This is a genomic window from Pseudomonas sp. FEN, assembly GCF_904067045.1.
Lineage (GTDB): Bacteria > Pseudomonadota > Gammaproteobacteria > Pseudomonadales > Pseudomonadaceae > Aquipseudomonas.
Genome location: NZ_CAJFDC010000001.1, coordinates 278150 through 303269, shown reverse-complemented (window position 1 = coordinate 303269; position 25120 = coordinate 278150). Strand labels below are relative to the sequence as shown.

The window sequence follows — 25120 nt, the reverse complement described above, 5'->3', positions numbered from 1 at the left end:
GCCGGGCGAATGGCAGCGGCGTGCGACCTTCGATCCGGTTAGGGACGACGCGGCGGGCTGGGCCGGCCAACCGGCCAGCGCCGGCCGTCTGCTAAGCGGTTGTCGTGGATCAGGCGCTGACACGGGCCTCGGCGGCGAGGCGGGCGATGGCCATGTCCAGCTCCTCCAGCGCTTGGCGCGCGTTCGGGGCGTCCTGCTTGAGCAGGGTTTCGCTGCGTTGGCAGGCCGCGCGCAATTGCGGCACCCCACAGTAGCGGGTGGCGCCGTGCAGACGGTGCACGCGTTCGATCAGGGCGTTGTGGTCGTTGGCGTTGCGGGCCTGGCGAATCGCTTCACGGTCGGCTTCCAGCGAAGCCAGCAACATCGCCAGCATATCGGCGGCCAGGTCGGGCTTGCCGGCGGCCAGGCGCAGGCCTTCGTCCGGGTCGAGCACCAGCAGTTCGCTGCCGCCGTGGCCGCGTTCGCCGATGCGTTCCGGCCCCTGGTTGCGCAAGGCCAGGCCGGTCCATTTCAGCACCACCTGGGCCAGCTGTCGCTCGCTGATGGGCTTGGTCAGGTAGTCGTCCATGCCGCTTTGCAGCAAGGCGCGTTTTTCGTTGGCCATGGCGTGGGCGGTGAGGGCGACGATGGGGCGCGGCGTGCTTTGCCGCTCATGCTCCCATTGGCGAATCGCCTCGGTGCTTTGCCGACCATCCATGCCCGGCATCTGCACATCCATCAGCACCAGGTCGAAGGCCTCGCGCTGCACGGCGTCGATCGCCGCGTAGCCGCTGTCCACCGCCAGCACCCAGGCGCCCATGTCTTCGAGCAGAGTCTTGACCAGCAGCAGGTTGGCCGGATTGTCGTCGACACACAGTACCCGTGGCGCCCGGCTGCCCAGGGGCTCGATGGGTTCCTGGCGCGCCGGCCGTGGGGTGATCAGCTCCGCCAGGGCCCGGCGCAATTTGCGCGTGCAGGCCGGCTTGGCCTGGAGCTGGCCGTGGGGGTTGGGCACGCAGAGCTGGAACAGCGTCTGCTCGGTGGTGGGGCATAGCACCAGCACTTTGCAGCCGAGGTGTTCGAGGTCCCAGATGTGCTGGCTCAGTCGTTCCGGTGGCATTTCCTGGGCGGTGACCCCGAGGACCGCGAGGTCGATGGCCTGGACGGTCTGGTGCGCCCCGGTCACGCCATTGACCAGATTCTGCAGGCTGTTGAACGGGGTGACTTCCAGTCCGCAATCCTCCAACTGGTGCTGGAGGGCCTGGCGGGACAGTTCGTGGTTTTCCAGCACGGCCACGCGGCGCCCGAGCAAGGGGGGCGCGGGTAGATCTTCGATGTCGTCGCGGGTCTTTGGCAGGCTCAGGCTGATCCAGAACTCGGAGCCTTCGCCCGGGGTGCTGTCGACGCCGATCTCGCCGCCCATCTGCTCGATCAGGCGCTTGGAGATCACCAGCCCCAGGCCGGTGCCGCCGGGTTGCCGCGACAGCGAGTTGTCGGCCTGGCTGAAGGCCTGGAACAGTGCCCGGACGTCCTGGTTGGACAAGCCGATACCGGTGTCCTGCACGCTGATGCGCAACTGCACGCTGTCTTCGTGTTCTTCCTCGAGCATGGCCCGGGCGACGATGGTGCCTTCGCGGGTGAACTTGATCGCGTTGCTCACCAGGTTGGTGAGGATCTGCTTGAGCCGCAGCGGGTCGCCGATCAGCGACAATGGAGTGTCGCGATAGACCAGACTGACCAGTTCGAGCTGCTTGGCGTGGGCTGCCGGGGCGAGGATGGTCAGGGTGTCCTGGAGCAGGTCGCGCAGGTTGAACGGAATGCTGTCGAGCACCAGTTTGCCGGCTTCGATCTTCGAGAAGTCGAGAATTTCGTTGATGATCCCCAGCAGGCTGTCGGCGGACTTCTCGATGGTGCCCAGGTAGTCGAGCTGGCGTGGGGTCAGCTCGCTTTTCTGCAGCAGGTGGGTGAAACCGAGGATACCGTTGAGCGGGGTGCGGATCTCGTGGCTCATGTTGGCGAGGAACTCGGACTTGATCCGGCTGGCCTCCAGGGCCTCCTTGCGCGCCAGGTCCAGTTCGATGTTCTGGATCTCGATGGTCTCCAGGTTCTGCCGCACATCTTCGGTGGCCTGGTCGATGCTGTGCTGCAATTCTTCCTGGGCGTTCTGCAAGGTCTCGGCCATGCGGTTGATGCCCGAGGCCAATTCGTCCAGTTCCTGGCTGCCCAGCGCTGGCAGGCGGGTCTCCAGGTTGCCCTCCTTGAGCTGGGCGACGGCTTGCTTGATCTTGCTGAGTGGCGCGTTGATGGTGCGGCTCATGCGCAGGGCCAGCAACGCGGTACCGAGCAGGCCGGTGGTGATCAGCAACAGGCTGGCGAACAGGCTGCGATAGCCGCGCAGCAACATGTTGTTATGGGACAGTTCCAGCTCGACCCAGCCCAGCAGGCGGTCGGCCTCTTCCGGGACCAGATCGCCGGAAATATTACGGTGCCGGCCGAAGACCGGCAGCAGGTAGCGGGTGGCATCGTTGCCGGTGCGCTGCAACAGGTGGCTGCTGTTGCCGATGGGCGGCTGGTTGAGCATGCTCGGGCCGGCATGGGCCAGTTGCTCGCGGTTGGCGCCGAGAAAGGACACGGCGCGCACGTCGGTCTGCTCCAGGGACTGGGTGGCGATGCGCTCCAGCAGGTCGACATCGTTGCGACCCAGGGCTGGCGCAACCAGCGGCGCGAGCTGTTCGGCGATCATCTCGCCGCGTTGCAGCAACTGGCTCTGCAGGTCCGACTGTTGCAGCCAGGTAAAATAACCTCCCAGCACCAACGCCATCAGGGTGGTCGGCAGCAGGGTGAGCAGTAATACGCGGCCTTTGATACCGAGGTTTTTCAGCACGCCACAGTCTCCATCAGATACAGCGTCCAGCAGACACGGCCATCTTCGATTATCGGCGTGCGCGTCCTGCGCCCGCTCCACTTGCGCAGTGTAGCCATTTGCAGGGCGGTAAATCTCGCAAAGTTCGCAAGGATTGCATGGATCGCCCCCTCGGCGAACCACCCGCGGCCGAGGGCTCGCCGGGTATTCTGGCAATTGAAGGTGACACGCTGCTTATGGCTTATACCTATAAACCATAAGCACCATACTTTGCGTGATATGGAGCGCCGACGTTTGTCGGTATGATGTCAGCCCCCGCAGTCTGGATTGCGAATACGCCATGACCTTGCAGTACCCCACCATCGCCGATTGCGTCGGCAACACGCCCCTGGTCCGCTTGCAGCGCCTGCCCGGCGTCACCAGCAATACCCTGTTGCTCAAGCTCGAAGGGAACAACCCCGCGGGGTCGGTCAAGGATCGTCCGGCACTGTCGATGATCACCCGCGCCGAACTGCGCGGGCAGATCCAGGCCGGCGACACCCTGATCGAAGCCACCTCGGGCAACACCGGGATCGCCCTGGCCATGGCCGCGGCGATCAAAGGCTACAAGATGATCCTGATCATGCCGGACAACTCCACCGCCGAACGCAAGGCGGCGATGACCGCCTATGGCGCCGAGTTGATCCTGGTGACCCGCGAGGAGGGCATGGAAGGGGCCCGCGACCTGGCCGAGCGCATGCAGGCCGAAGGCCGTGGCAAGGTGCTCGACCAGTTCGCCAATGGCGACAACCCCGAGGCGCACTACACCAGCACCGGTCCGGAGATCTGGCGCCAGACCCAGGGCAGCGTCAGCCATTTCGTCAGTTCCATGGGCACCACCGGCACCATCATGGGCGTGTCGCGCTACCTCAAGGAGCAGAACCCCGACGTGCAGATCGTCGGTCTGCAGCCGATGGAAGGCGCCTCGATTCCGGGCATCCGCCGTTGGCCCCACGAATACCTGCCGAAGATTTTCCAGGCCGAACGGGTCGATCGTATCGTCGACATGGCCCAGGAAGAAGCCGAGGACGTCATGCGCCGGTTGGCTCGCGAGGAAGGCATTTTCTGCGGCGTCTCCTCCGGCGGCGCGGTGGCGGCGATGTTGCGCCTGTCGCGGGAAGTCGAGAACGCGGTGATGGTCGCGATCATCTGTGACCGCGGCGACCGCTACCTGTCGACCGGCATCTACGACGCGCCCAACTGATGGCCAAGCACGAACGAGGCCTGCGCTTCCAGCCCACTGGCGGTAGCCGGGCGCCACAAGTACCGACTGGCAAGAAGCAGCGCCTGAGCATCGAGCGGCTGTCCAACGACGGACGTGGCATTGCCTTTATTGACGGGCGCACCTGGTTCGTCGCCGGCGCCCTCGCTGGCGAAGAGGTTGAGGCGCGGGTGCTGGCGGCCCACGGCAAGGTGGTCGAGGCGCGTGCCGAACGGGTGTTCCTCGCCAGCGAACAGCGCCGTCCCGCACCTTGCGCCCATGCCGGACGCTGCGGTGGCTGCAGCGTGCAGCATATGCCCCACGACGACCAGCTTGCCCTGAAACAGCGCATGCTCGCCGAGCAACTGTCGCGTGTCGCCGGCGTCGAACCGCTGGAGTGGGCGGCGCCCCTGACCGGTCCGGAATTCGGTTATCGGCGTCGCGCCCGCGTGGCCGTGCGTTGGGACGCCAAGGGCAAGACCCTGGAGGTCGGTTTTCGCGCCGCCTCCAGCCAGGATATCGTCGCCATCGACGACTGCCCGGTGCTGGTACAGGCCTTGCAACCGCTGATGCGCGAATTGCCAGCGATGCTGCGGCGCTTGAGCAAACCCCAGGCCCTGGGCCATGTGGAATTGTTCAGCGGTTCGGCGCTGGCATTGTTGTTGCGGCATATGGCGCCACTGTCGGCGCAGGACCTGCAAGTGCTGCGAGATTTTTGCAGCGCGCATGGCGCGCAACTCTGGCTGCATGGCGAAGATGGCCCGCAGCCGGTAGACCCGACATTGCCGCTGGGCTATCACCTGGACACCTGGGACCTGGAGTTGGCGTATCGACCGGGCGACTTCGTGCAGGTCAACGCCGGCGTCAACGAAGCCATGGTTGCCCAGGCGCTGGACTGGCTGAACGGCGGTGCCGATGAGCGTGTGCTGGACCTGTTCTGCGGGTTGGGCAACTTTGCCTTGCCCCTGGCCCGTCAGGTGCGCGAAGTGGTGGCGGTGGAGGGCGTGGCGAGCATGGTCGAACGTGCCGCCGCCAATGCCCTGAGCAACAATCTGCATAATGTACATTTTTTTCAGGCCGATTTATCCCTGCCTTTGAGTGATGCCGGTTGGGCCAAAGACGGCTTTTCTGCGGTACTCTTGGACCCACCCCGTGACGGTGCTTTCGAGGTGGTGGGCAAGCTCGCCGCCCTGGGTGCCGAACGGTTGGTATACGTGTCCTGCAATCCAGCGACGCTGGCGCGCGACACGGTTGAATTGATCAAGCAGGGCTACCGGTTAAAACGTGCCGGGATCCTCGATATGTTTCCGCAGACCGCGCATGTCGAGGCCATGGCGTTATTTGTAGCGAGCTAGGATGCTCGTCTGGTCCGACTGACCGCCTCCGTACTCTGTCAGCCCAGCCAGAATGCAGGGGCCACAACAGGTCAGCGATTTTGACGCATTGAATCTGCGTCGTAGGGAAGGTAAGCAAGATGGTACAGGTGAGAGCACACCAGCCGATCAACACCGACGGCAGTATCAATCTCGAGGCATGGCTCGATCATACGGTGAGCGTCGATCTGGCGCTGGACCGTGAGGCCTTGAAGCAAGCCTGCGAATACGCGAGGCTTGCCGAACAACAGACCAACGCGGCACAGAACCTCTGGCCCGAAGGTGGTTCCAGTTTCAGCACTGGCCTTGAGATTGCCGAGATCCTCGCCGATCTCAAATTGGATCAGGATTCACTGGTGGCGGCGGTGCTGTATCGCTGCGTGCGCGAAGGGCAGATCCCCCTGACCGCGGTCAGCCAGAAGTTCGGTCCGGTGGTCGCCAAGCTGATCGATGGCGTGCTGCGCATGGCCGCCATCAGCGCCAGCCTCAGCCCGCGCCAGTCCCAGGTCCTCGGCAGTCAGACGCAGGTGGAGAACCTGCGCAAGATGCTCGTGGCCATGGTCGACGATGTGCGCGTGGCGCTGATCAAGCTGGCCGAGCGCACCTGCGCGATCCGCGCGGTGAAGACCGCCGACGACGAGAAACGCAATCGCGTGGCCCGCGAGGTCTTCGATATCTATGCGCCGCTGGCCCATCGCCTGGGCATCGGGCATATCAAGTGGGAACTGGAAGACCTGTCGTTCCGTTACCTGGAACCCGATCAGTACAAGCAGATCGCCAAGTTGCTGCATGAGCGGCGGCTGGACCGCGAGCGTTTTATCAGCGAGGTGATGAACCAGCTGGAAAACGAATTGCTCGCCACCGGGGTCAAGGCCGATATCAGCGGCCGGGCCAAGCACATCTATTCGATCTGGCGCAAAATGCAGCGCAAGGGTCTGGAGTTCAGCCAGATCTATGACGTGCGCGCGGTCCGTGTGCTGGTCCCGGAAATGCGCGACTGCTACACCGCGCTCGGCATTGTCCACACCCTGTGGCGGCATATTCCGAAAGAATTCGACGACTACATCGCCAACCCGAAAGAGAACGGCTACCGCTCATTGCACACGGCGGTGATCGGTCCCGAAGGCAAGGTCCTGGAAGTGCAGATCCGCACCCATGCCATGCACGAAGAAGCCGAGCTGGGGGTGTGTGCCCACTGGAAGTACAAGGGCACCGACGTCAAGTCCGGTTCCAACCACTACGAAGAGAAAATTTCCTGGCTGCGTCAGGTGCTGGAATGGCACGAAGAGCTGGGGGATATCGGCGGGTTGGCCGAGCAGTTGCGGGTCGATATCGAGCCGGATCGGGTCTATATCTTCACCCCCGACGGCCATGCCATCGACCTGCCCAAGGGCGCGACACCGCTGGACTTCGCGTATCGGGTGCACACCGAGATCGGTCACAACTGCCGGGGCGCGAAGATCAACGGGCGGATCGTGCCGCTCAACTACAGCCTGCAGACCGGCGAGCAGGTGGAAATCATCACCAGCAAGCACGGCACGCCGAGCCGCGACTGGCTGAACCCGAACCTGGGTTACATCACCACGTCGCGGGCGCGGGCCAAGATCGTCCACTGGTTCAAGTTGCAGGCTCGCGACCAGAACGTCGCGGCTGGCAAGACCCTGCTCGAACGCGAGTTGGCGCGCCTGGGCCTGCCACAGGTGGATTTCGACAAGCTGGCCGACAAGGCCAACATGAAAACCGCCGAGGACATGTACGCCGCGCTTGGCGCGGGCGATCTGCGCTTGGCGCAGCTGGTCAATGCCGCGCAGCAACTGGTGGAGCCGGAGCGTGGCAATGAACAGCTGGAACTGATTCCGCGCAAGGCCACCGGCTACAAGCCGGGCAAGCGCGGCGATATCCAGATCCAGGGCGTCGGCAACCTGATGACCCAGATGGCTGGCTGCTGCCAGCCACTGCCAGGGGATGCCATCGTCGGCTACATCACCCAGGGCCGTGGCGTAAGCATTCACCGCCAGGACTGCGCCGCGGTGTTGCAGTTGGCCGGACGCGAGCCGGAGCGGATCATCCAGGTCAGCTGGGGCCCGGTGCCGGTGCTGACTTATCCGGTGGATATCATCATCCGCGCCTACGACCGTTCCGGCTTGTTGCGTGACGTGTCCCAGGTGCTGCTCAACGAGCGGATCAACGTGCTGGCGGTCAACACCCGCTCGAACAAGGAGGACAACACCGCGTTGATGTCCCTGACCATCGAGATTCCCGGGTTGGATGCGCTGGGGCGGTTGCTGGGGCGGATTTCCCAGTTGCCGAACATCATCGAGACCCGGCGCAATCGCATCCCGTAAGATTGCTATCAAACCTGTGGGCGCGGAGCTTGTCCGCGAAGAGGTCCCTGAGGCTACTAAAAAGCTTCGCGGGCAAGCTCCGCTCCCACAACGAGATCATCATCGATGTACAACCTTCAAGACCTGCTCCACCTCATGGCCCGTCTGCGCGACCCGCAGTACGGCTGCCCCTGGGACATCAAGCAGACCTACGCGACGATTGTCCCGTACACGCTGGAGGAAGCCTACGAAGTCGCCGACGCCATCGAGCGCGGCGACTTCGAGCACTTGCAGGGTGAGCTGGGCGACTTGCTGTTCCAGGTGGTCTATTACAGCCAACTGGCCCGGGAAGAAGGGCGTTTCGAATTCGACGGCGTGGTCGACAGCATCACCCGCAAGTTGATCCGTCGTCACCCGCACGTCTTTCCCACCGGCGATCTATACGCACCAGTGGACCTGCCGCGCTTGAGCGAGGAACAGGTCAAGCTGCGCTGGGAGGAGATAAAGGCGCAGGAGCGCGCCGAGAACCATCGCGCGCCGGAACAGCTTTCCCTGCTCGACGATGTGCCGGCCACCCTGCCGGCGCTGTCCCGGGCGGCGAAGTTGCAGAAGCGCGCGGCCGGGGTCGGTTTCGACTGGCCGGACGCGCTGCCGGTGGTGGACAAGATCCGCGAAGAACTGGATGAAGTACTCGAAGCCATGGTCGACAATGACCCGGCGGCGATCACCGATGAAGTGGGCGACCTGCTGTTTGCCGTGGTCAATCTGGCCCGGCACCTCAAGGTCGACCCGGAAAATGCCTTGCGTGGCGCCAATGGTAAATTCGACAGACGTTTCCGTTTTATCGAACAGGCATTGCGCGACACCCACCGTCCCATGGAAGATTGCACCCTCGAAGAGTTGGACGCCTTGTGGGGCGAAGCCAAACGTCAGGAAAAGAATAGGCCCAGCTGCGGCTGAGCCGTTGCCCAAGTGAGTAAGCACCATGAGTCTTTCCCTTCGCGACCAGTTGCTCAAAGCAGGACTGGTCAACCAGAAGCAGGCCAAGCAGGTCGGCAAAGAGAAACAGAAACAGCAGCGCCTGGTCCACAAGGGCCAGGTCGAGGCTGACGATACCCAGGCGCGCCTGGCCCGGGAAGCGCAGGCCGAGAAGGTCAAGCGCGACCAGGAACTGAACCGCCAGCAGCAGGAAAAGGTCGAGGCCAAGGCCCGTGCGGCCCAGGTCAAGCAACTGATCGAAACCTCGCGCCTGCCCAAGCTGACCACCGAGGACTACTACAACTTCGTCGACGACAAGAAGGTCAAGCGCCTGTCGGTCAATACGCTGATGCGCAACAAGCTGAGCAACGGCTCCCTGGCGATTGTCCATCACGGCGGTGGTTACGAGGTGATTCCCCGGGAGGCGGCGCTGAAGATCCAGGAGCGGGCCCCTGAGCGTATCGTCCAGCTCAATATCCTGAGCGAGACCCAGGTGCCGGACGAGGATGATCCGTATGCGGCCTACCAGATCCCGGACGATCTGATGTGGTAATCGGTTGAAAACAACAAACCCCGCCAAGCGGGGTTTGTTGTTTTACAAGTCTGTCATTACCAGGCGTTCAGGACACCTGCATCTCGCGTTGCTTCTCGAGGGTTTCCAGCTCGTTTTTATAATTATGCGCGTCGGCCTCGTTGTGAAACATGCCTACCAGCAAGTCCTGCTGATGGACGTCCCAGATTCGAATGCCATGGGCTACGACTTCATGGGACATATGTGCATCATCGCGTTCGGTTACTTTTACGGTCATCTGCAAGCTCCAGTCTCTGTTGAACTGCGGCAACGCGTCGCAGGCCTCTGTTATATAATTCATTAGCTTCCTATGTAAGTCGGTAACAGACAGAATTTACTCTTGCCGGAAATGCAATAATGGCCGAAGGCCCGGACTGGTTGGGTTTGCGTGTTTCGAGCTGAAGTTTTCTGACAAAAGTTTCATCTTGGGGCGCTGCAAAACAGCATTCCAGATGCCTGCAAGCGTGGTTATGCGGGACGCCGCTCCGCCGCGAAGAGGCCCTTGAGCCTGGCGACATCCACTTGGATGCAGCAGTGAGCGGGCATAAAAAAGCCCCGCATTCGCGGGGCGTTTTCTTGCAACCAGAATCAGCTGCCCTTGACCTCTTTGCCGGCCACGGTGCCTTCCTGGAGCATGATGTTGTACTCCTTGCCATCGGTTTCCACCTGTTGCAGGCGGACCAGCAAGTAGTCCCAGTCCTTGGCGAACCACATCACGGTGGTGCGCTTGTTCTGTGTCGGGTCGCGCACGCGCTCGACCTTGATCGCATCGACCGAGCCGGCCTTGGTGCTGACTTTTTCCGCACCCAGCACCCGGAAGTCGTAGGTGTCGGTGTCGGTACCTTCGACCACCTGGTAGCTCATGCTTTTCTTGCCGGCCGCGACGTCGCGCTGCAAGGCCAACTGATAGGTGGACTTGTCCAGCATGCCGCTGTTGAGCGGTACCTTGACCGGGTCACCGCGATCGGTGCCGGTGACCATCTTCGAAGACCAGTCGAAATCCAGGTCGATTTTCTTCGCCTTGCCCAGTCCACCGCGTTCGAACATATAGCTCTGTGGCAACAGGGTGTCCTTGTCGAGGCGAATGGTGCTGGCCTCGGTCAGGCTGGCGATGACCATGGAAGCCTTGAAGCTCAAGGTCCAGGTGCCATTGTCGTTTTTCGACAGGCTGCGCTCGGCCGAACCGCTCATGGGCAGTTGCTTCCAGTCAGCGGTGTAGCTGGCGGAGAAAGGTTGAAGATCCGCCGCTTGCACGGCCGGCAAGGCGAGCAGGGTAAGGGCGAAGAGCAGGGCACGACGCATAAAATCTCCTAGGTTCGAATCAAATGGCCGCTGGCCGCGAGTAATTGACCGTCCAACAATGCACCCTGTTCACTCAGGACCAAGCGTCCCTCGGCGAACCAGCGTACCGCCAGCGGATAAATCCTGTGTTCCTGGGCATGGACCCGTTGCGCCAGGCTGTGCGTGGAATCATCAGACTCTACCGTAACCACAGCCTGTACGACCAGAGGCCCGCCATCGAGTTCCTCGGTGACGAAGTGCACGCTGCAGCCATGTTCCCGATCACCGGCCTCCAGCGCGCGCTGATGGGTGTGCAGGCCTTTGTACTTGGGCAGGAGAGAGGGGTGGATATTGAGCAGGCGACCCTGATAGTGGCGGACGAAGCCAGCGCTGAGAATGCGCATGAAACCGGCCAGGACTACCAGTTGCGGATTGAAGGTGTCGATCAGCTCGATCAGCGCGGCATCGAAGGCTTCGCGGCCTTCGAAGGCCTTGTGGTCCAGGGTGCGGGTTTCGATACCGGCGTCCCGGGCGCGTTGCAGGCCGTAGGCATCGGCGCGGTTGGAGATCACCGCGGCGATGCGGGCCGGGCTTTCGCCGGACCGCACGCTGTCGATCAGGGCCTGCAAGTTGCTGCCGGAGCCGGACAGCAACACCACGACGTTACAGGTCGAGGTCATCGGCTCGGCCATCAGTGCGCCTTGAGGTTCTTCAGCTCGACCTGGGCAGCGCCTTCGGCGGCGGTGGCGATCTGGCCGATGACCCATGGCTGTTCGCCAGCTTCGCGCAGCACGTTCAGCGCCGCCGCGACGTGTTCCTGGGCGACGCAGATGACCATGCCGACGCCGCAGTTCAGCACGCGGTGCATTTCGGTTTCATTGACGTTGCCCTTTTCCTGCAGCCAGTCGAAGACCGCCGGACGCTGCCAGCTGGCCACGTCGACCACGGCCTGGGCACCTTTGGGCAGCACGCGCGGGATGTTGTCCAGCAGGCCGCCGCCGGTGATATGGGCCATGGCCTTGACCGCGCCGGTATCCTTGATCAGCTTGAGCAACGGTTTGACGTAGATGCGGGTCGGGGCCATCAGCAGGTCGGTCAGCGGCTTGCCGTCGAGCTGGATGTTTTCGATGTCGGCACCCGACACCTCGATGATCTTGCGGATCAGCGAGTAGCCGTTGGAATGCGGGCCGGAAGACGGCAGGGCGAGCAGGGCGTCGCCGGCGGCGACTTTCGAGCCGTCGATGATCTCGGCTTTTTCCACCACGCCGACGCAGAAACCGGCCAGGTCGTAGTCTTCGCCTTCGTACATGCCCGGCATTTCAGCGGTTTCGCCGCCCACCAGGGAGCAGCCGGCCAGTTCGCAGCCGGCGCCGATGCCGGTCACCACCTGGGCGGCGGTGTCGACATTGAGCTTGCCGGTGGCGTAGTAATCGAGGAAGAACAGCGGCTCGGCACCGCAGACCACCAGGTCGTTCACGCACATGGCCACCAGGTCGATGCCGATGCTGTCATGCTTGTTCAGGTTCAGCGCCAGGCGCAGCTTGGTGCCGACGCCGTCGGTGCCGGAGACCAGGACCGGTTGCTTGTAACCGGCCGGGATCTCGCAGAGGGCGCCAAAACCGCCCAGGCCACCCATGACTTCCGGGCGCGCGGTGCGCTTGGCCACGCTCTTGATGCGTTCGACCAATGCTTCACCGGCGTCGATGTCTACACCGGCGTCCTTGTAGCTCAGGGAGGGTTGCTTGCTCATGATCCAGGCCTTTAGGGGGGATTCAGGGGGTATCGACCGGGAGCGCTTGGGCGCCATGGGGAAAACGAACGGGTTCGAGTTTCCTTGAGGGGCTGATGCTCGCCGGTCTGCGAAGGCGCGCGATTTTATCAGGCTTGGGCAGCAGCGGCCATCCTCGGGCCGACGGCAGGGTCATATCGCGTTAAAAAAATCCCTGTGCGCTCGTGCTGGCTGCAATTGACGCGGCTGTATAAGGTATAGCCTTTGATCCGCTGTCTTTATGACAGGGGAAAAACTTTCAACGATTGTGTGAATGATGGCACTGCGCCGCGGTCCTAGGACTGTCGCTCTGTCTTCATGCGGTCGTTACCTGCCGCTTTCTGCCCGTCGGGGATTTTTCATGCGTCTGTTCAAATTATTGAGTGTCGGCTGTCTTTCCCTGCTGAGCCTGGCCATCCAGGCGCAAACCCTGAATGGCTTGTACCAGGTGCGCGAACCGGTCGGCAGCCAGGCCCCGGAAGAACGCAACCAGGCCAGCCAGCGCGCCCTGGAAACCCTGGTGTTGCGCCTGACCGGCGACCCCAAGGCGCTGCAGAGCCCTGGCCTGGCCGAGGTGCGCAAGGATCCGCAGCAGATCATCAGCCAGTACGGCTACGACGCCGGACCACCGGAGAGCCTGCAGGTGGATTTCGACCCGGTGAGCACCGACCGCGCGCTGCGCGGTGCCGGGCTGGCGCTATGGGGCAGCAACCGACCGGCGATTCTCGGTTGGTGGCTGAACGATGCGACCGACGGTTCCAACCTGGTCGGCGACGGGCAAGCGGCCGCCGAGCCGCTGCGCCGGGCGGCGCAACACCGTGGCCTGCCCTTGCGCCTGCCGTTGGCCGACCTGGATGAACAGATCGTGGCCACGGCGAAGAACCTCGAGGGCAGTGATGCTTCGCCGTTGCGCGCGGTGTCCGAGCGCTACGGTGCCGATGCGCTGCTGGCGGTGCATGCCCATGAAGAGGGTGGGCAGTGGCAGGCGAAGTGGCGCTTGTGGCTGGGCGAGCAGAAGGACCAGGGCACGGCCCAGGGCGCCAATCCCGCCGAGCTGGCGGATGCCGTGCTGTTGGCGGTGAGCGAGCGCTTGGCGCCGCGCTTCGCGGCCAAGCCTGGAGTGTCGAGCGAACAACTGCTGGAGGTGCAGGGCATGAACCTGGAACGTTACGCGGCCCTGACGCATTTGCTCGAACCCTTTGGCGGTCGACCGCTGAGCGTGGATGGCGATCGGATCGTCTATCAGGTCAACGGCAGCGCGGAGCAGTTGCGGGCACAGTTGGGGCTGGCGAAGTTGCAGGAGATTCCGGCGGGCGAAGGGGTGCCGGTGGTGGCCAGCGCGCCAGCGCCAGTCCCCGGGGCCGCGGCACCTGTTGCGCCAGCGGCACCGACGGCGCAGTTGCGGTTCCGCTGGTAGGTTTTCGGTTCTATCGAATTTCTTTCTATATATAAGGCAGGGGTCGTCCGTGACCGACACACGTCAATGGTTCTGGTTGGGCGCGGCGTTTGTGCTGTGCTTGTTCGTGTACTTGCTGCATCCGATCCTCTCGCCGTTCCTGGTGAGTCTGCTGCTGGCCTATATGTTCGATCCGGTGGTCGATCGCCTGGAAAAACTCGGGATGTCCCGGACCTGGGGCGTGGTGTCGGTGTTCGCCCTGTTTATCCTGGTGTTGATGGCCTTGCTGCTGGTGCTGGTGCCGATGCTGGCCAAGCAATTCTTCCGCTTGTACGAGCTGGCGCCGCAGATGCTCGACTGGCTGCAACACACCGCCATGCCCTGGGCCCAGCACAAGTTCGGCCTGGCCGACGGCTTCTGGAAGTTCGACAAGGTCAAGGCGGCTATCACTGAGCACATGGGCCAGACCACCGACATCGTCGGCGTGGTGCTGTCCCGGGCGACGGCCTCGGGCCTGGCCCTGATCGGCTTCGCGGCGAACCTGTTGCTGGTGCCCGTGGTGAGTTTCTACCTGCTGCGCGATTGGGACCTGATGATGGCGAAGATCCGCAGCCTGCTGCCTCGTGATCGGGAGGCGCGCATCGTGGGCCTGGCGGGCGAGTGCCACGACGTGCTCGGTGCCTTCGTGCGCGGCCAGTTGCTGGTCATGCTGGCGTTGGCGGGGATCTATGCCGGTGGCCTGATGCTGGTTGGCCTGGAGCTGGGCCTGTTGATCGGTCTGCTGGCCGGCTTGGCGGCCATCGTTCCCTATATGGGCTTTGTGATCGGCATCGGCGCGGCGCTGGTTGCCGGTCTGTTCCAGTTCGGCGGTGAGCTGTACCCGATGATCGCGATCGTCGCGGTGTTCATGATTGGCCAGGCCCTGGAAGGCATGGTGCTGACGCCGCTACTGGTCGGTGACCGCATCGGCCTGCATCCGGTGGCGGTGATTTTCGCGATCCTCGCCGGTGGTGAATTGTTCGGTTTCACCGGTGTATTGCTGGCCTTGCCGGTGGCGGCGGTGATCATGGTCCTGGTGCGGCATGTGCACGATCTGTACAAACGTTCGGACATGTATGGCGGCCAGGAGGATCCCGATCTCTGATGAATGCTCGCAAACCTTTGATTTTGCTTGTGGTCTGTTGCATTGTGCACCCAGCCTCACGGGTATAAACTTTGCAAACTTTACACAGAGGCCACTAACGGTTCCCGGTAACCGTTCAGTCAGCATGAAACCGATTCAGCTGCCCCTAGGTGTGCGTCTGCGCGATGACGCCACCTTCATCAACTACTACCCAGGCGCCAATGCCGCTGCACTCGGCTATGTCGAGCGGCTATGCGAAGCCGACGCCGGGTGGACCGAAAGCCTGATCTACCTCTGGGGCAAGGACGGCGTGGGGCGTACCCACCTGTTGCAGGCGGCCTGCCTGCGCTTCGAGCAGATGGGGGAGCCAGCGGTGTACCTGCCGCTGGCGGAGTTGATGGATCGCGGTGTCGAGTTGCTGGATAACCTCGAGCAGTACGAACTGGTGTGCCTGGATGACCTGCAAGTGGTCGCCGGGCGCGCGGATTGGGAAGAGGCACTGTTTCACCTGTTCAACCGTCTGCGTGACAGCGGTCGGCGCCTGCTGATTGCCGCATCGACCTCGCCACGTGAACTGCCGGTCAAGCTGGCCGACCTGAAATCGCGCCTGACCCTGGCGTTGATCTTCCAGATGCGCCCCCTTTCGGACGAAGACAAGCTGCGGGCTTTGCAACTGCGTGCTTCAAGGCGTGGTCTGCATTTGACCGACGAAGTAGGGCATTTCATCCTGACGCGTGGGACTCGTAGCATGAGCGCCTTGTTCGAATTGCTCGAGCGGCTCGATCAGGCCTCCTTGCAGGCCCAGCGCAAGCTGACCATCCCCTTTCTCAAAGAGACCCTGGGCTGGTAAAACCGGGGCTTTCAGCGCTTTTTCGCCAAATTCCAGACGTCACAAAACCCACGCCAGAAGCTTTTTTCGGGCGCGCGGGAACCGTTTGGGTATTAAGTCGTTAGATGTTTTCAAGAAACGACCGAGTCACATCTTGTCCCATAAAATTTGCAAATGAGGGTGATAGAAGGCATAGTCACGCCTTACTAATAATTCAGCCACGGTCGTGCCCATGCTAAATCGCTTCGCACCCCTCGTGCCTCTCGCACTTGTTACCCTGTTATTTGGTTGCGCGGCACATACGCCGGTTTCGCAGCAACAGGTCGATAATTCGCTCAAAACCGCTTCGGTTTCTGGCGTCAAATCTTCATCCGTACTGGATGACGAGCTGGCCACGGAAAAAGAACTCGCCGAGTTCGCCGACGGCAAGCCTTACCGCTTGCCGGTCCTTGCCGACAGCATTCTCGAGCGTGGCATGTCCCTGATCGGTACCCGTTACCGTTTTGGCGGCACCACCGAGAGTTCCGGTTTTGACTGCAGCGGCTTCATCGGTTATCTGTTCCGTGAGGAAGCGGGCCTTGACCTGCCGCGTTCCACTCGTGAGATGATCAACGTGAAGGCGCCCCTGGTTGCGCGTAACAAGCTCAAACCAGGTGATCTGCTGTTCTTCGCCACCAATGGTCGTCGCGGTCGTGTCAGCCACGCCGGGATCTACCTGGGCGATGACCAGTTCATTCACTCCAGCAGCCGCCGCAGCGGTGGTGTCCGGATCGACAGTCTGGGCGACAGCTACTGGAGCAAGACCTTCATTGAAGCCAAGCGCGCCCTGGCGATGGCTCCGACCGTGGTCACGGCCAGCAACAAGTAATCAAGCGGACGTTTTCAGCGCCATCGGCCCGGCTGATGGCTAAATGCCAGGCTTCAGCGTCAGGCAATTTGTACAAAAAACGTCCGAAGTTAAAGTGATACTTGAAGTTTGGCGTATAGCCGCTAGAATCCTGACATATTGTTGAGTGTCTGACCGCGCAAGCCCTACTTGCGCGGTTTTGATTTCTTTACGCCACGGCAGAGAAAGCCGCATTCAGTCAGGATTTCTGCACATGTCGACCTCGGCCCGTATTGCCTTGATTGCCTTCACAGCGCTGCTCGGCGCATGTGCTGGCCATGCGCCGCATTCGCCTGCGCCCGTGGCTCGCCCCATGGTATTCGCTCCTCAGCAACCCTCGTCGCCAGAGGCTGAAGACGTACTGTTCCGTGCCTTGGGTCTGGTTGGCACGCCCTATCGTTGGGGCGGCAATACTCCGGACTCGGGTTTTGATTGCAGTGGCCTGATCGGTTATGTGTATCGCGACATGGCGGGCATCAACCTGCCGCGCTCGACCCGCGAGCTGATCGTGATGCGGGCGCCGAACGTGCCGCAGAACGCGCTGCAGACCGGCGACCTGATCTTCTTCGCCACCAACGGTGGTTCCCAGGTCAGCCATGCTGGCATTTATGTCGGCGAAGGTCGCTTCGTGCATGCGCCGGCCACTGGTGGTATGGTGAAGCTGGACACCTTGGCCAAGGCCTATTGGCAACATGCCTACTTGAACGCCAAGCGCGTGTTGCCGGCCGGGCATCTGGCGAGCAACCCTTAATTCCTGCATGGCCGCGAGGTTGTCATGACCGCTCGCACCCTCAAGCTGGACGATGCGCTCTACGGCTATCTGCTGGACGTTTCCCTGCGTGAAACGCCGCTGCTCAAGCGTCTGCGCGACGAAACCCGGAAACTACCCAATGCGCGTTGGCAGGTAGCCCCTGAGCAGGGCCAGTTCCTCGCGCTGCTGGTCAAGCTGACCGGCGCTCGGCGCTTGCTCGAAATCGGTACCTTCACCGGCTACAGCGCCTTGTGCATGGCTTCGGCCTTGCCGGAGGGTGGCAGCTTGCTGTGCTGCGATATTCCCGGAGACTACAACGCCACGGCATTGCGCTACTGGCGGGAGGCGGGGCTGGCCGGGCGTATCGAGCTGCGCCTGGCGCCAGCGCTGGAAACCCTGGCGCAGCTGGAGCGGCAAGGGCAGGATGGGCAGTTCGACCTGATCTTCATCGATGCCGACAAGGCCAATTACCCGACATATCTGGAAAGTGCCCTGCGCTTGCTGCGTCCGGGTGGCCTGGCGATGTTCGATAACACGCTGTGGAGCGGGCGGGTGCTGGAGGTGAATGCGCAAAGCGCCGACACCCGCGCCATCCAGGCACTGAATCGGGCCTTGAAGGATGACGCGCGGGTGGATCTGTCGCTGTTGCCGCTGGGCGATGGTCTGACGCTGTGCCGAAAGGTCTAGGCGCTCGCTCAAGCTTCCTTGAACAGCAGGGCGATGCCGGGGTGGTACTGGCCGGCTTCGTTGTGCAACTTGCGATAAGCGTAGGGGAAGTACCAGGCCGCGGCGCAGCTGTTGGCTTTTTGCAGGTCATCGACCATGTCCTGCAGGTCCTCCGGGCTGGGGCTCTGTTGCGGCTTGAAGGGTGAGACGAACAGGCAGCCGAGTTTCAGGTGGTGGGGGTGGCTGATCTTCTTGGCGTCGCTCGCTACATCCAGCAGGGCCGGCATCGGGTTGAGGTTGTTGACCCTGGGCCAGCGTTGCGTGGCCTGGATATAGACCGACTCCTGTGCGGTGGAGATCTGCAGGTCGCAGCGTCCGCCGCGGTTCCCCTCTTCGAGCTGCTTCTTGGTCGGGAAATGCTCCAGGGTGACCATTTCCGCGGCCCAGGCGGCTACCGACAACAGCCCCAGGTTGGCCCGTTCGTTGAACCAGTAGGGCGCCTGCCCGTCACCGAGGAGTTGGTTGTAGCGATCGATGCATTCGGGCCAGCGCTCCAGGGCGGGGCGCAAGAATTCCAGTTTCGGATTGCTGATGATCAGGCCTTGCATGGGGCTTCCCTTTTTATTCTTGATTGGGTTATGGCTATTTGATATCGCGATTATCAAAGTAGCACAAATTCTGGCGTCAGCTTTTTGAACTGGTCGTGATTTGGAAGAATGCTCGGATTTGGCAAAAAACCTTCGCACATTGTCCGCAAACGCCCCGGCCGGTCCGGGGCGTTTGCTTTTGCAATGGCGGCTTTATTTGACGCTCCACCCCCAACCCTCTAACCTTCGCCGATTGTTTCAGGTGCTCTGTGGCGAACCGCCGACAGGGTGAAACAGGGAAGCCGGTGAGCCCTTCGACAGGTGTGATTCCGGCGCTGCCCCCGCAACGGTAAATGAGTCAAGACCGCGCCTTGAGCCACTGTGTCCAGCCGACATGGGAAGGCGCGCGGTCCCGCGGATACGCGCTCATGAGCCCGGAGACCGGCCTGATCCATCCCACAGCGTCACGGCGGGCGATGCTGGACGGCCCCGGCCGCGCTTGTCCCTGCCCCCCGTTTGCCTTATCCAGCCCCAACGGAGAGCTGCCATGAACCAATCCCCCGACCGCGACGAACGCCATCTGGCGCGCATGCTGCGCAAAAAGTCGGTGATCGACGAGCGTATCGCCAGCGCCCCGAACGAATGCGGTCTGTTGCTGGTGCTCACTGGCAACGGCAAGGGCAAGAGCAGCTCGGCCTTCGGCATGCTCGCCCGGGCCATGGGCCATGGCATGCAGTGCGGCGTGGTGCAATTTATCAAGGGCCGCAACAGCACCGGCGAAGAACTGTTCTTCCGGCGCTTTCCCGAGCAGGTGCGCTTCCATGTGATGGGGGAAGGCTTTACCTGGGAAACCCAGGATCGCCAGCGCGATATCGCCGCCGCCGAAGCCGCCTGGGCCGTCTCCCGGGAAATGCTGCGTGACCCGGGCATCGGCCTGGTGGTCCTCGATGAACTGAATATCGCCCTCAAGCACGGTTATCTGGACCTCGACCAGGTGTTGACCGACCTGCAAGCCCGTCCGCCAATGCAGCACGTGCTGGTCACCGGACGCGGCGCCAAGCCGGAAATGATCGAACTGGCCGATACCGTGACCGAAATGGGCCTGCTCAAGCATGCGTTCCAGGCCGGGATCAAGGCCCAGAAGGGCATCGAGCTATGAAGCAAACCCGGCATTGCCCGGCGGTGCTGATCGCCGCGCCGGCTTCCGGCCAGGGCAAGACCACGGTGACGGCGGCCCTGGCGCGCCTGCACCGCAATCAGGGGCGCAAGGTTCGGGTCTTCAAGTGCGGCCCGGATTTTCTCGACCCGATGATCCATGAGCGTGCCAGCGGTGCGCCGGTCTATCAGCTGGATTTGTGGATGGTCGGCGCCGAGGATAGTCGCCGGCTGCTCTGGGAAGCGGCGGGCGAGGCCGACCTGATCCTGATCGAAGGGGTCATGGGACTGTTTGACGGCACGCCATCGAGTGCCGATCTGGCCCGGCATTTCGGTGTGCCGGTGCTCGGGGTCATCGACGGTACCGCCATGGCCCAGACGTTCGGCGCCCTGGCCCTGGGACTGGCGCGTTACCAACCGGACCTGCCGTTCGCCGGGGTGCTGGCCAACCGCGTCGGCACCCTGCGTCACGCGCAGTTGCTCGAAGGTAGCCTGACCGAAGGCTTGCGCTGGTACGGCGCGCTCTCCCGGGAAACCGGGATCGAGTTGCCGAGCCGCCATCTTGGCCTGGTACAGGCCAGTGAATTGAATGACCTGGACAAGCGCCTGGACGCGGCCGCCGAGGCGCTGGCCGGCAGTTGCGAGGTGGCATTGCCACCGCCGGTGGCGTTTGCCGCGCCCGAACCGCCAGTCGTCGAACCGCTGCTGGCCGGCGTGCGGATTGCTGTCGCCCATGACGAGGCCTTTGCCTTCATCTATGGCGCCAACCTGGACCTGCTGCGGGCCATGGGCGCCGAATTACGCTTCTTCTCGCCGATCCACGATCAGGTCTTGCCCGAGGCGGACAGTCTTTACCTGCCCGGCGGTTATCCCGAGCTGCATCACTTGGCCCTGGCGCGCAATACCCCGATGCTGACCGCGATTCGCGCCCACCATCAGGCCGGCAAACCCTTGCTCGCCGAATGCGGCGGAATGCTTTATCTGCTCGAGGCGCTGACCGATGTCGACGGGCAACGCGCCGAGTTACTGGGCCTGCTGGCGGGAGAGGCGGTGATGCAGAAGCGCCTGGCGGCCCTGGCCCTGCAGGCGGTGACCTTGCCGGAAGGGCTGTTGCGCGGTCACACCTATCACCATTCGCTGACCACCACGGTGCTCGAGCCGATTGCTCGGGGCCTGAGCCCCAATGGCGGGCGCGGTGCCGAGGCGGTGTATCGCCAGGGGCGGATGACCGCCTCTTATGTGCACTTCTATTTTCCGTCCAACCCGCGGGCGATTGCCGCGCTGCTGGCGCCTGATATTCACCTTGCCAAGGCCGGCGCACTCTCGGAGCGCGCGGATTCAACCGCGCGGAGGCCATGACCAACAACGCTTTTAGCCCTGAAGAACGCGCGGCGGTCTACCGTGTCATCGGCGAGCGCCGCGATATGCGCCATTTTATCGGTGGCGGCGTAGCGCCCGAGTTGCTCTCGCGCCTGCTCGAAGCGGCGCACCAGGCACCCAGCGTCGGGCTGATGCAGCCCTGGCGGTTTATTCGCATCAGCGACCGCGGCTTGCGCGGCCAGATCCAGCAGTTGGTGGAAGTAGAACGGGTACGCACCGCCGAGGCCCTGGGCGAGCGTTCCGATGAATTCATGAAATTGAAAGTCGAAGGGATCAACGACTGTGCCGAGGTCCTGGTTGCCGCGCTGATGGATGATCGTGAGCGTCATATCTTCGGCCGTCGCACCTTGCCGGAAATGGATATGGCCTCCTTGTCCTGCGCCATCCAGAATCTCTGGCTGGCCGCCCGCGCCGAAGGCCTGGGCATGGGCTGGGTCTCGCTGTTCGAGCCGCGGGCCCTGGCGCAACTGCTGGGTCTGCCGGCGGGGGCCAAGCCGTTGGCGGTGCTCTGCCTGGGACCGGTCGAGGCGTTCTATCCGGCACCGATGCTGGTGCTGGAAGGTTGGGCGCAACCGCGCCCCTTGAGTGAACTGTTGTATGAGAATTATTGGGGAGTGAGTCAATGAGTGTGGCGTTGTTGAGTGTCGCCGGGGTAGCGCTGGATGCGCTGCTGGGTGAACCTAAACGCTGGCATCCGCTGGTGGCGTTCGGCCGTCTGGCGGAGCGTATCGAGCAACGTTTCAACGCCGGCGGACGAGGCTGGCGCAGTCATGGGGTCACCGCCTGGGTGTTGGCGGTGCTGCCGCTGACGCTCCTGGCCACGGCCTTGTCGTGGGCGCCCTATGTCGGCTGGAGCGTCGACATCCTCGCGCTCTACTGTGCCCTCGGCTTGCGCAGTCTCGGCGAGCACGTGATCCCCGTGGCCCAGGCGTTGCGCAGCGATGACCTGGCGCGCGCGCGTCAGCGCGTGAGCTACCTGGTCAGTCGCCAGACCACGGAGCTCGATCACACCGAAGTGGCCCGCGCGGCCACCGAGTCGGTCCTGGAAAACGGCAGCGATGCGGTGTTCGCCGCGCTGTTCTGGTTTGTGGTCGCCGGGGCGCCCGGCGTGGTGCTGTATCGCCTGAGCAATACCCTGGACGCCATGTGGGGTTATCGCAACGAGCGTTTCGAGCGTTTTGGCTGGGCGGCGGCGCGGATCGACGATGTCTTGAACTATATTCCTGCACGGTTGGTAGCCCTGACCTACGCCCTGCTCGGCAAGACCGGGTTGGCGTTGCAGTGCTGGCGCCGCCAGGGACCGGCCTGGGACAGCCCGAATGCCGGGCCGGTGATGGCGGCCGGCGCCGGGGCACTGGGGGTCGAGTTGGGGGGCGCGGCGATTTATCACGGTGAATTGCATCTGCGTCCGCAACTGGGCGAGGGGGAGCCGGCCAGCGCCGACTCCATCGACCGTGGCTGGCAGTTGGTACAACGGGGTGTGTGGTTGTGGTTGCTGATTCTCTGTCTGGGAGCTGAGATCTATGCTTGAGCACGGCGGACGCTTGCGCAAGGCGGTGGAACACTATGGGATTGCCGAGGCCGATTGGCTGGATCTGTCCAGTGGCCTGGCGCCCTGGCCCTGGCCGATCCCGCCGATCCCCGAGCGTGCCTGGGCACGCCTGCCGGAAACCGATGACGGCCTGGAGCGGGCCGCCTGTACCTATTACGGCGCGCCTCGGGTGTTGCCGGTACCCGGCTCCCAGGCGGCGATCCAGTTGCTGCCGCGCCTGCGCCGTTCGGGCAAGGTCGGTGTGCTTTCCCCGTGTTACGCCGAACATGCCGAGGCCTGGCGGCGCAATGGTTATATCGTGCGTGAAGTGCTGGAGCACGAGGTCGAGTTTTTTCTCGACAGCCTCGACGTGTTGGTGGTGGTCAACCCGAACAATCCCACGGGCCTGAGCCTGACCCCGGAGCAGTTGCTGCAGTGGCATGCTCGACTGGCCCAGCGCGGTGGTTGGCTGGTGGTGGACGAAGCCTTCATGGACAACACGCCGCAGCGCAGCCTGGCGGCCCACAGTCACAAGGTCGGCCTGATTGTCCTGCGTTCGTTCGGCAAGTTCTTCGGCCTGGCCGGTGCGCGCCTGGGGTTTGTCCTGGCGGAAGGCAAGTTGCTCAAATTGCTCGCTGAACAGGTCGGGCCGTGGGCGGTCAGCGGGCCGACGCGGGTAGTGGGGCAAGTGTGCCTCGGCGATACCGCCGGGCACGAGCGCCAGCGTGTGCGCAGCGAACAGGCCAGCCAGCGCCTGGTGGAGTTGTTGACGCGTTTCGACCTGGCGCCCCAGGGGGGTTGCGCGCTGTTTCAGTGGCTGATGACTTCGCGGGCCGAGCGGTTGTATGAGTTCATGGCACGCCGGGGCATTCTGCTGCGGCTGTTCGCCCAGAACAGCAGCCTGCGTTTCGGTCTGCCCGCCAATGACACCGATTGGTTGCGCCTGGAGCAGGCATTGCGCGCCTTTGCCGAGGAACAGTCATGAGCACCCTGATGGTCCAAGGCACCACCTCCGATGCCGGCAAGAGCACGCTGGTGACCGCTCTGTGTCGCTGGCTTAGCCGCCAGGGCGTGCGCGTGGTGCCGTTCAAGCCGCAGAACATGGCGCTCAACAGCGCGGTGACCGCCGACGGTGGCGAGATCGGCCGGGCCCAGGCGGTCCAGGCCCAGGCGGCGGGCCTGCTGCCCCACACCGACATGAACCCGGTGTTGCTCAAGCCCAATAGCGACACCGGCGCCCAGGTGATCATCCACGGTCGCGCCGTGACCAGCATGAACGCCGTGGCCTATCACGACTACAAGGCCATCGCCATGCAGGCGGTGCTGGCTTCGCACCAACGTCTGAGCGCCGCGTATCCCGTGGTGATGGTCGAAGGCGCGGGGTCGCCGGCGGAGATCAATCTGCGCGCTGGCGATATCGCCAACATGGGCTTCGCCGAGGCAGTGGACTGCCCGGTGCTGTTGATTGCCGATATCAATCGCGGCGGGGTTTTCGCCCATCTGGTGGGCACCCTGGAGCTGCTGTCGCCCAGCGAGCAGGCGCGGATCAAGGGCTTCATCATCAACCGTTTTCGCGGTGATCTCGCGCTGTTGCGGTCCGGGCTGGACTGGCTGGAACAGCGTACCGGCAAGCCGGTGATCGGCGTGTTGCCCTATGTGTCGGACCTGCATCTGGAAGCCGAGGACGGCCTCGATCAACGCCAGGTCGACAAGGCCGACCAGGTGTTGAACGTGGTGGTGCCGGTACTGCCACGCATCAGCAACCATACCGATTTCGATCCCTTGCGCCTGCATCCGCAGGTAGACCTGCGGTTCATCGGTCCTGGCCAGGCGATTCCGGCCGCGGACCTGATCATCCTGCCCGGCTCCAAGAGCGTGCGCGGCGACCTGGCCTACCTGCGCGAGCAGGGCTGGGACACGGCCATCCAGCGTCACTTGCGCTATGGCGGCAAGGTGCTGGGGATCTGCGGCGGCCTGCAGATGCTCGGTGAGCAGGTGCATGACCCCCTGGGGCTGGAAGGGACACCGGGCACAAGTGCGGGGTTCGGCTTGCTGGCCCTGAGCACCGCGCTTGAGCAGGAGAAACAATTGCGCAATGTACGCGGTCGCCTGGTGCTGGAAGACGCCGCGGTCAGTGGTTATGAAATCCATGCCGGGGTGACCGTCGGCGCGGCGCTGGAACAGCCCGCGGTGTACCTGGACGACGGCCGTTGCGACGGTGCTCGAAGCGCCGACGGACAGGTGCTCGGGACTTACCTGCACGGCTTGTTCGAGTCGCCTCGGGCCTGCGCCGCGCTGCTGCGCTGGGCTGGCTTGGCGCAGGTGCGGGAGGTCGATTATCACGCCCTGCGCGAGCGCGATATCGAGCGCCTGGCCGACCTGGTGGAAAATCATCTGGATACCGACCGCCTGCGTCAGCTCTGCGGTCTTGAATAAGGA

General features: G+C 63.2%; 23 protein-coding genes and 1 riboswitch. Of the genes, 17 read left to right on the top strand and 6 right to left on the bottom strand.

The window, feature by feature from the left end; translation table 11 throughout:
• Positions 1–109: 109 nt before the first annotated feature.
• Entirely contained in the window at positions 110–2863 is a 2754-nt protein-coding gene (locus tag PFEN_RS01450) for a response regulator (RefSeq protein WP_191485262.1), read from the bottom strand.
• A gap of 319 nt (positions 2864–3182) precedes the next feature.
• Here PFEN_RS01450 and cysM point away from each other — a divergent pair, with 319 nt between their 5' ends.
• The 5 genes from cysM to PFEN_RS01425 all read left to right on the top strand — a co-directional run bounded on the left by cysM (position 3183) and on the right by PFEN_RS01425 (position 9310).
• Positions 3183–4085, top strand: coding sequence for a cysteine synthase CysM (cysM, locus tag PFEN_RS01445; protein WP_191485261.1), 903 nt, complete (start codon positions 3183–3185; stop codon positions 4083–4085).
• Positions 4085–5437 carry a 23S rRNA (uracil(1939)-C(5))-methyltransferase RlmD gene (gene rlmD, locus PFEN_RS01440; RefSeq protein WP_191485260.1) on the top strand — a complete coding sequence of 451 codons (1353 nt, stop codon included), beginning with the start codon at positions 4085–4087 and terminating at the stop codon, positions 5435–5437. Before cysM ends, rlmD begins: the two co-directional genes overlap by 1 nt.
• 119 nt (positions 5438–5556) lie before the next feature.
• Positions 5557–7800 (top strand): GTP diphosphokinase, encoded by a 2244-nt coding sequence (gene relA / locus PFEN_RS01435; RefSeq protein ID WP_191485259.1) that lies wholly within the window; start codon positions 5557–5559, stop codon positions 7798–7800.
• 105 nt (positions 7801–7905) lie between these two features.
• Positions 7906–8739, top strand: coding sequence for a nucleoside triphosphate pyrophosphohydrolase (gene mazG / locus PFEN_RS01430; protein WP_191485258.1), 834 nt, complete (start codon positions 7906–7908; stop codon positions 8737–8739).
• Between the two features lie 25 nt (positions 8740–8764).
• The gene (locus PFEN_RS01425) at positions 8765–9310 is read left to right on the top strand and encodes a DUF2058 domain-containing protein (RefSeq protein WP_191485257.1); all 546 of its coding nucleotides are present in this window, start codon (positions 8765–8767) and stop codon (positions 9308–9310) included.
• A gap of 67 nt (positions 9311–9377) precedes the next feature.
• Here PFEN_RS01425 and PFEN_RS01420 read toward each other — a convergent pair whose 3' ends face one another.
• From PFEN_RS01420 to purM, 4 genes are all read right to left on the bottom strand, one after another.
• A complete protein-coding gene (locus PFEN_RS01420) occupies positions 9378–9566 on the bottom strand; it encodes a hypothetical protein (protein WP_191485256.1) in 189 nt (62 codons plus the stop codon).
• Between the two features lie 350 nt (positions 9567–9916).
• Positions 9917–10630, bottom strand: a complete 714-nt coding sequence (locus PFEN_RS01415) for a DUF3108 domain-containing protein (RefSeq protein ID WP_191485255.1) — start codon at positions 10628–10630, stop codon at positions 9917–9919.
• A gap of 8 nt (positions 10631–10638) precedes the next feature.
• Entirely contained in the window at positions 10639–11289 is a 651-nt protein-coding gene (purN, locus tag PFEN_RS01410; RefSeq protein WP_191485901.1) for a phosphoribosylglycinamide formyltransferase, read from the bottom strand.
• Positions 11290–11300: 11 nt separating this feature from the next.
• Positions 11301–12359, bottom strand: coding sequence for a phosphoribosylformylglycinamidine cyclo-ligase (purM, locus tag PFEN_RS01405; protein WP_191485254.1), 1059 nt, complete (start codon positions 12357–12359; stop codon positions 11301–11303).
• Between the two features lie 379 nt (positions 12360–12738).
• Here purM and PFEN_RS01400 point away from each other — a divergent pair, with 379 nt between their 5' ends.
• From PFEN_RS01400 to PFEN_RS01375, 6 genes are all read left to right on the top strand, one after another.
• The gene (locus PFEN_RS01400; RefSeq protein WP_191485253.1) at positions 12739–13794 is read left to right on the top strand and encodes a DUF2066 domain-containing protein; all 1056 of its coding nucleotides are present in this window, start codon (positions 12739–12741) and stop codon (positions 13792–13794) included.
• Positions 13795–13843: 49 nt separating this feature from the next.
• A complete protein-coding gene (locus PFEN_RS01395; protein WP_191485252.1) occupies positions 13844–14917 on the top strand; it encodes an AI-2E family transporter in 1074 nt (357 codons plus the stop codon).
• 124 nt (positions 14918–15041) lie between these two features.
• Positions 15042–15746, top strand: a complete 705-nt coding sequence (gene hda, locus PFEN_RS01390) for a DnaA regulatory inactivator Hda (RefSeq protein WP_100940947.1) — start codon at positions 15042–15044, stop codon at positions 15744–15746.
• Positions 15747–15957: 211 nt separating this feature from the next.
• The gene (locus tag PFEN_RS01385) at positions 15958–16593 is read left to right on the top strand and encodes a C40 family peptidase (protein WP_191485251.1); all 636 of its coding nucleotides are present in this window, start codon (positions 15958–15960) and stop codon (positions 16591–16593) included.
• Positions 16594–16825: 232 nt separating this feature from the next.
• On the top strand, positions 16826–17362 hold the full coding sequence (locus tag PFEN_RS01380; RefSeq protein ID WP_191485250.1) for a C40 family peptidase: 537 nt from the start codon (positions 16826–16828) through the stop codon (positions 17360–17362).
• Positions 17363–17386: 24 nt separating this feature from the next.
• Positions 17387–18049, top strand: a complete 663-nt coding sequence (locus tag PFEN_RS01375) for a class I SAM-dependent methyltransferase (RefSeq protein WP_191485249.1) — start codon at positions 17387–17389, stop codon at positions 18047–18049.
• Positions 18050–18057: 8 nt separating this feature from the next.
• Here PFEN_RS01375 and PFEN_RS01370 read toward each other — a convergent pair whose 3' ends face one another.
• Positions 18058–18636, bottom strand: a complete 579-nt coding sequence (locus PFEN_RS01370) for a hypothetical protein (protein WP_191485248.1) — start codon at positions 18634–18636, stop codon at positions 18058–18060.
• 222 nt (positions 18637–18858) lie between these two features.
• A riboswitch (cobalamin riboswitch) is annotated at positions 18859–19080 on the top strand.
• An 82-nt stretch (positions 19081–19162) separates the two neighbouring features.
• Between PFEN_RS01370 and cobO the strand changes: the two genes are divergently transcribed.
• Genes cobO through PFEN_RS01340 form a run of 6 tightly spaced genes read left to right on the top strand, consistent with a single transcriptional unit; the run spans position 19163 to position 25117 of the window.
• Entirely contained in the window at positions 19163–19774 is a 612-nt protein-coding gene (gene cobO, locus PFEN_RS01365; protein WP_191485247.1) for a cob(I)yrinic acid a,c-diamide adenosyltransferase, read from the top strand.
• On the top strand, positions 19771–21129 hold the full coding sequence (locus PFEN_RS01360) for a cobyrinate a,c-diamide synthase (protein WP_191485246.1): 1359 nt from the start codon (positions 19771–19773) through the stop codon (positions 21127–21129). The genes cobO and PFEN_RS01360 overlap by 4 nt, the downstream gene beginning before the upstream one ends.
• The gene (bluB, locus tag PFEN_RS01355) at positions 21126–21776 is read left to right on the top strand and encodes a 5,6-dimethylbenzimidazole synthase (protein ID WP_191485245.1); all 651 of its coding nucleotides are present in this window, start codon (positions 21126–21128) and stop codon (positions 21774–21776) included. Before PFEN_RS01360 ends, bluB begins: the two co-directional genes overlap by 4 nt.
• Positions 21773–22681 (top strand): adenosylcobinamide-phosphate synthase CbiB, encoded by a 909-nt coding sequence (gene cbiB, locus PFEN_RS01350; RefSeq protein WP_191485244.1) that lies wholly within the window; start codon positions 21773–21775, stop codon positions 22679–22681. Before bluB ends, cbiB begins: the two co-directional genes overlap by 4 nt.
• Positions 22674–23666 carry a threonine-phosphate decarboxylase CobD gene (cobD, locus tag PFEN_RS01345; protein ID WP_191485243.1) on the top strand — a complete coding sequence of 331 codons (993 nt, stop codon included), beginning with the start codon at positions 22674–22676 and terminating at the stop codon, positions 23664–23666. The genes cbiB and cobD overlap by 8 nt, the downstream gene beginning before the upstream one ends.
• Entirely contained in the window at positions 23663–25117 is a 1455-nt protein-coding gene (locus tag PFEN_RS01340; RefSeq protein WP_191485242.1) for a cobyric acid synthase, read from the top strand. The genes cobD and PFEN_RS01340 overlap by 4 nt, the downstream gene beginning before the upstream one ends.
• The last annotated feature ends 3 nt before the right edge of the window (positions 25118–25120 follow it).

Coding starts and splice junctions, on each gene's coding strand:
- cysM (WP_191485261.1), top strand. CDS start 3,183: ATGACCTTGCAGTACCCCACCATCGCCGATTGCGTCGGCAACACGCCC.
- rlmD (WP_191485260.1), top strand. CDS start 4,085: ATGGCCAAGCACGAACGAGGCCTGCGCTTCCAGCCCACTGGCGGTAGC.
- relA (WP_191485259.1), top strand. CDS start 5,557: ATGGTACAGGTGAGAGCACACCAGCCGATCAACACCGACGGCAGTATC.
- mazG (WP_191485258.1), top strand. CDS start 7,906: ATGTACAACCTTCAAGACCTGCTCCACCTCATGGCCCGTCTGCGCGAC.
- PFEN_RS01425 (WP_191485257.1), top strand. CDS start 8,765: ATGAGTCTTTCCCTTCGCGACCAGTTGCTCAAAGCAGGACTGGTCAAC.
- PFEN_RS01420 (WP_191485256.1), bottom strand. CDS start 9,566: ATGACCGTAAAAGTAACCGAACGCGATGATGCACATATGTCCCATGAA.
- PFEN_RS01415 (WP_191485255.1), bottom strand. CDS start 10,630: ATGCGTCGTGCCCTGCTCTTCGCCCTTACCCTGCTCGCCTTGCCGGCC.
- purN (WP_191485901.1), bottom strand. CDS start 11,289: ATGACCTCGACCTGTAACGTCGTGGTGTTGCTGTCCGGCTCCGGCAGC.
- purM (WP_191485254.1), bottom strand. CDS start 12,359: ATGAGCAAGCAACCCTCCCTGAGCTACAAGGACGCCGGTGTAGACATC.
- PFEN_RS01400 (WP_191485253.1), top strand. CDS start 12,739: ATGCGTCTGTTCAAATTATTGAGTGTCGGCTGTCTTTCCCTGCTGAGC.
- hda (WP_100940947.1), top strand. CDS start 15,042: ATGAAACCGATTCAGCTGCCCCTAGGTGTGCGTCTGCGCGATGACGCC.
- PFEN_RS01385 (WP_191485251.1), top strand. CDS start 15,958: ATGCTAAATCGCTTCGCACCCCTCGTGCCTCTCGCACTTGTTACCCTG.
- PFEN_RS01380 (WP_191485250.1), top strand. CDS start 16,826: ATGTCGACCTCGGCCCGTATTGCCTTGATTGCCTTCACAGCGCTGCTC.
- PFEN_RS01375 (WP_191485249.1), top strand. CDS start 17,387: ATGACCGCTCGCACCCTCAAGCTGGACGATGCGCTCTACGGCTATCTG.
- PFEN_RS01370 (WP_191485248.1), bottom strand. CDS start 18,636: ATGCAAGGCCTGATCATCAGCAATCCGAAACTGGAATTCTTGCGCCCC.
- cobO (WP_191485247.1), top strand. CDS start 19,163: ATGAACCAATCCCCCGACCGCGACGAACGCCATCTGGCGCGCATGCTG.
- PFEN_RS01360 (WP_191485246.1), top strand. CDS start 19,771: ATGAAGCAAACCCGGCATTGCCCGGCGGTGCTGATCGCCGCGCCGGCT.
- bluB (WP_191485245.1), top strand. CDS start 21,126: ATGACCAACAACGCTTTTAGCCCTGAAGAACGCGCGGCGGTCTACCGT.
- cbiB (WP_191485244.1), top strand. CDS start 21,773: ATGAGTGTGGCGTTGTTGAGTGTCGCCGGGGTAGCGCTGGATGCGCTG.
- cobD (WP_191485243.1), top strand. CDS start 22,674: ATGCTTGAGCACGGCGGACGCTTGCGCAAGGCGGTGGAACACTATGGG.
- PFEN_RS01340 (WP_191485242.1), top strand. CDS start 23,663: ATGAGCACCCTGATGGTCCAAGGCACCACCTCCGATGCCGGCAAGAGC.